The 5,496-nt window shown below is 66.4% G+C and carries 1 protein-coding gene; it reads right to left on the bottom strand.

The features are described from left to right. The coding region (locus tag VDQ83_RS18575) for an amino acid adenylation domain-containing protein (protein ID WP_455436011.1) at window positions 1-5,439 on the bottom strand (5,439 nt) is incomplete at its 3' end. Window positions 5,440-5,496 lie beyond the last annotated feature (57 nt).

Below are 5,496 nucleotides of genomic sequence, written 5' to 3'. Positions count from 1 at the left end.
GCTGCGCTCGGCACAGATCGCGACCCGGTCGCCGGGGGTCACGCCCATGGCGATCAGGCGATGCGCCACCGCGTTCGAGCGTCGGTTCAGCGCCGCGTAGCTCAGCCGGTCACCGGCGTACTCCAGCGCGTCGGCGTCCGGCTGCCGCGCCGCCTGCGCTTCAAACAGGCCGTGGATCGTCGCCAAGTGCGGATATGCGGTATCGGTCGCGTTGAAAGCAAACAGCATCTGCTGGCGCTCGGCCGAAGACAGCAACGGCAAGCGGCTCACCGTCTGCACACCGTCGCCGACCATCGCCTCGAGCAGCGTTGTCCAATGTCCGAGGATGCGTCCCGCCGTGCTGCGGTCGAACAGGTCCGTGGAATAGACGAGGCTACCGATCAGGCCATCGCCTAGATCAGTCAGCGACAACGACAAGTCGACGCGCGCGGTACGCTGTTCGGTGTCGATCGTGGACAGGGTCAGGCCCGGCAGGCTCAAGGCATCGTTGGGCGTGTTGTTCAAGTTCAACCACACCTGGAACAACGCGTTGTGGCCCAGATTGCGCTCGGGTCGCAGCGCCTCCACGACCTGTTCGAACGGCAGATCCTGGTGCGCGTAGGCCCCGAGCGTGGTGGCCTTGATCTGCGCGAGCAGTTCGGCCACGCTCGGATCGGCGGCCAGATCCACGCGCAACGCCAGCGTATTGACGAAGAAGCCGATCAGCGGCTCGATCTCCGCGCGCGGGCGGTTGGCGACCGGGCTGCCGATCACGACCTGATCCTGTCCGCTCAGGCGTGCCAGCAGCACCGCCCAGGACGCCTGCAGGACCATGAACAAGGTCACGTCGTGGCGTTGCGACAGTGCGTGCAGCGATACGCTGAGTTTTTCCGGCAACCGGATCTCGATACGGTCGCCGCGATAGCTCTGCACCGCCGGCCGCGGCCGATCGGTCGGCAGCTCAAGCAATGCCGGTGCGCCGTTCAAGTGCTCGCGCCAGAAATCCAGCTGGCCCTGGAGCACGTCGCCCTGCAGCCATTGCCGTTGCCATGCCGCATAGTCGGCATACTGGATCGGCAGCGGCGGCAGCGGATCGGGCTCGCCCTGGCAGAACGCCGTGTACAAGGCGCTGACTTCACGCACCAAGACGCCGATCGACCAACCGTCGGACACGATATGGTGCTGCGTGACCAACAGCACGTGTTCGTCTTCGGCCAGCCTCAACAGACGTCCTCGGATCAGAGGGCCCATGGCAAGGTCGAACGACGCACGCGCTTCGTCGGCGCTCCACTCGGCCACAGCAGCGGCCTGCGCGGTGGCATCGAGATCGCGCAGATCGTGCTCGGTCAACGCGAAACCGCTTTCCGCCGGCGCGATCGCCTGATGCGGAGTGCCTTCGATATCGACGAAGCGCGTACGCAAGACCTCGTGCCGGGCCACGACGCCGTCCAGGCTCGCCTGCAGCGCGACACGGTTCAAGTCGCCACTGAGCCGCAGCGCCGCCGGGATGTGGTACGCCGCACCGGCCGCGCGATCGAGCCGGTCGAGAAACCACAGCCGCTGCTGGGACCACGACACGGGCAATGCCTGGTCGCGAGAAATGGGCACGATCGCGCCGTGGGACGGTGCCGCGCCGGAGACCGTCCGCGCCAGCATTGCCAGCGTCGGCTGCGCGAACACGTCGCGCAATGCCACCTCCGTCCCCAACGCCGTACGCAGGCGTGTCGTCAGACGCACCGCCAGCAGTGAGTGCCCGCCCAGTTCGAAGAAATGGTCGTGGCGCCCCACCTGCTCCAGTTCCAGCAGTTCCTGCCAGATGCCGGCGATGGTCTGCTCGATGTCGCCGACCGGGGGTTCATAGTCGCGGCTTGCGACGGCCGCCTGGTCCGGTGCCGGCAGACTCTTCCGGTCCAGCTTGCCGTTCGGCGTGAGCGGAAGCGCATCCAGATACACGAATGCTGCAGGAATCATGTAGTCCGGCAATTCCCGCGCCAAGACTGCGCGCAGGTCCAGTGTCGACGGATCGGCGCCGCCACGCGGCACCACGTAGGCGACAAGCCGCTTGTCGCCGGACGCGTCTTCGCGCGCGCTCACGACCGCCTCGCAGACGTCCGCGCACGCGCGCAGCGTCGTCTCGATCTCGCCGAGTTCGATACGGAATCCGCGAATCTTCACCTGGCAGTCGTTGCGTCCGAGATATTCGAGATTGCCGTCAGGCAGCCAGCGTGCCAGATCGCCGGTCCTGTACATCCGAGCACCGGGTTCTGCGGAGAACGGATCGCGCAGGAAGCGCTCGGCGGTCAGTGCGGCGTTGTTCAAATAGCCGCGCGCCACGCCGGCGCCGCCGATGTGCAGTTCGCCGACGACGCCGACCGGTATCGCTTCGCCATGCGTGCCCAGTACGTATGCCTGCGTGTTAGCGATCGGCCTACCGATCGGAATCGTGCGTGCCCCGTCCGGCAGCGCTTCGATCGCGAACGTAGTCGCGAACGTGGTCGTTTCGGTAGGGCCATAGCCGTTGATCAGATGCCGTGGCGGCTGCGCGCCGTTCAACACCCGCGCGACCCTGCGCGGATCCAGCACGTCGCCGCCGATCAGCAGGTATTTCAGGCCGGCGAATGCCAGGCCTAGGGCATTCACGTATTCGTTGAACAGGCCGGCGGTCAACCACAGTGCGGTCGCATTGCCGTCGACCAGCGCCTGATTCAGGGCCTGCGGATCGAGCACGATCCGCTGCGGCACCACCAGCGATCGCGCGCCATTGAGCAAGGCCGCCCAGATTTCCCAAGTGGACGCATCGAATGCCGGATTTGAGCAGTGGCCGATGCAGTCGTCCGGCCCGATCGGCGCGTAGGGATTGTTGATGACCAGCCGCAACACATTGCGATGCTCGACCATCACGCCTTTCGGCCGGCCGGTCGAACCGGAGGTATAGATCACGTAAGCCAGATGCCGCGATGTCAGGCCCGCGACGAGTGGATTGGCCGAATGCTCCGGCAACGCTCCCCTTTCGTCATCGTCCAGCATCAACACAGGGCACTGCATCGCGGCGGGCAACGCAAGCGCATCGCGCGATTCGGCTTCGGTCAGCAGTGCGATCGGCTCGGCATCCGCCATCATGTAGGCTAGGCGCTCGGCGGGATACGCCGGATCCATCGGCACGTAGGCCCCGCCCGCCTTCAGCACGCCGAGCATGCCCACGACCATCGCCAGGCCGCGCTCGGCGAAGATCGCGACGCGGTCGTCGGGACGTACGCCTGCCGCGATCAGGCGATGTGCGAGCCGATTCGCGCGACTGTTCAATGCGTCGTAGCTAAGACACCGTCCTTCGCACTCGAGTGCGACCGCGTCCGGGTCTCGTGCGGCCTGCGACTCGAACAGGGCGCAGATCGTCGCGTCTTGCGGATACTCCGCGCGCGTGGCGTTGAACCCAACCAGCACCTGTTCGCGTTCGGCCGCCGGCAGGATGTCGAGGCCCAGCAGCGGCATGGCCGGAGCATCCGCCAACGCATCGGTCAACCCGGCGACAGCGATTTCCATGTACCGAAGCAGGCGCGCACTATCGATGCCCGGCGCGGACCAGATGGCCAGGCCGAAGTCCTGTCCGAAATCGTCCACCGATACGGTCAACGGATAGTTGGTTCTTGCATATCCGCCCAGGACCCAGACGCCTTCCCATGCCGACACCCGCGCCGCAATATCGTCGGGGTGGCTCACCTCGTGGCTGTGGCGATAATTGAACAGCGCCGCGAACAGAGGCAGCGGCGGCTGGATGCCGCTGCAGCGTTGCGCCAGCGCCAATGGCGTCTGCTCGTGCGGCAGCAATTCCGCGAGCCGGCGGTGGGTATCGCGCACGGCGTCGGCGACGCCGACACCCGCCAACGGAATGCGCACCGGCAGGGTGTTGATGAACATGCCAACGACATGTTCGGCAGCTTCGGCTTCCTGCAAGCGGCCAGACAGCACCGTACCGAACACCACATCGTCGCGGCCGCTGCACTGGGCCAGCACCTGCGCCCACGCCACGTGGAACAGCACGGCTGGAGCCACGCCGTGCTGACGTGCGCTGTCGCGGATGCGGCGCGAAAGCGCAGTGTCGATCCGCGCGCGCGCTTCGTCGATGTCGCCGTTCCCGTCGGCTTGTACGCTCAGGACGCCGAACGGCACGGTCGGTTCGTCGACGTCGGCCAGCTGGCTACGGAAGTACGTCTCGTGCTCGGCTTCCGACACCGCCAGCGTGCGAGCGATGAAATCGCGATAAGGCATCGGGGCCGGCAGCGCGTCTTGCCGACCCTGCAGCAGCATCTGGATCTCGGACAGGATCAAGTCCTGCGCGATATGGTCGCAGGTGATGTGGTGATTCAGCAGCGCGAGCAGCCATTCGCCGGTTGCGGGATCACGTGCGATATGCGCTGCCAGAATCGGGGCCTGCCGCAGATCCAGCCGCATGCGCCGCGGATCGGCATGGGCCAGCAATTGCGCCTGTGCAGGACTATCGTCCGACAGCAGCAGTTCGTGGATCGGCAACGTCGCTCGCCGCTGAACGACCTGTACCGGCGTGGCCAGATCCTGCCAGTGCATCGCGCTGCGCAGGATGTCATGGCGGTCGATCACGCGCTGCAGAGCGGCCAGGAACGCGTCCAGGCGTTCGCGGCCATCGAAGGCCACCATCGTGTTCAGCAGATAGGTGTCGCCGCCGCTTTCGTTCTCCAGCAGGTGATGGAACAGAATGCCTTCCTGCAGCGGCGCCAACGGATAGATGTCCTGTATGTTGGCCACGCCGCCGGGCACGTGGCCGACGATGCCGTCGATCTCGTCCTGCGTCATGTCCACCAACGGCAGCAGGTCCGGCGTGATTGCCGTGGTCGCCGGCGTGATCCGGTTCTGTGGCACTTCGCCGCGTTCGGGCGTCTGCGCGCTGCCACCGAGCTGCGCGGCGAGCGCGCTCAGCGTCGGGGTCATGAAGATCGCGCGCACGTCGAGGCTCAGGCCGCGTTGGCGCAACTGTTCGATGACGCCGATCACCAGCAGCGAATGCCCACCCAATTCGAAGAAATGGTCATGCCGGCCGACACGTTCGAGGCCGAGCAGCGCCTGCCAGACTTCGGCGATGGCCTGTTCGGCATCGCCAATCGGCGCCTCGTACGCGCGGCTCGCCACCGCGGCCTGGTCCGGCGCCGGCAGCGCCTTGCGGTCCAGCTTGCCGTTCGGCGTCAGCGGCAAGGCCGGCAACAGCACGCATGCGCTCGGGATCATGTACTCGGGCAGGTCCTGCGACAGCTCCTCGCGCAGACCCGCGATCGACAGCTCGGTGTGCTCCTGCGCGACCACGTAGGCGATCAGCCGCTTGTCGCTTTCGACGTCCTCGCGTGCGATCACCACCGCCTCGCGCACCCCGGCGCAGTCGCGCAACTTCGCCTCGATCTCGCCCAGCTCGATACGGAAACCGCGGATCTTCACCTGGAAATCGTTGCGCCCCAGGTATTCCAGGGTGCCGTCGGCACGCCAGCGGCCCAG

The organism is Xanthomonas sp. WHRI 7945, from assembly GCF_035026585.1.
Note: the sequence above shows the minus strand (reverse complement) of the source record. Positions and strands in the feature narration are given on the sequence as shown.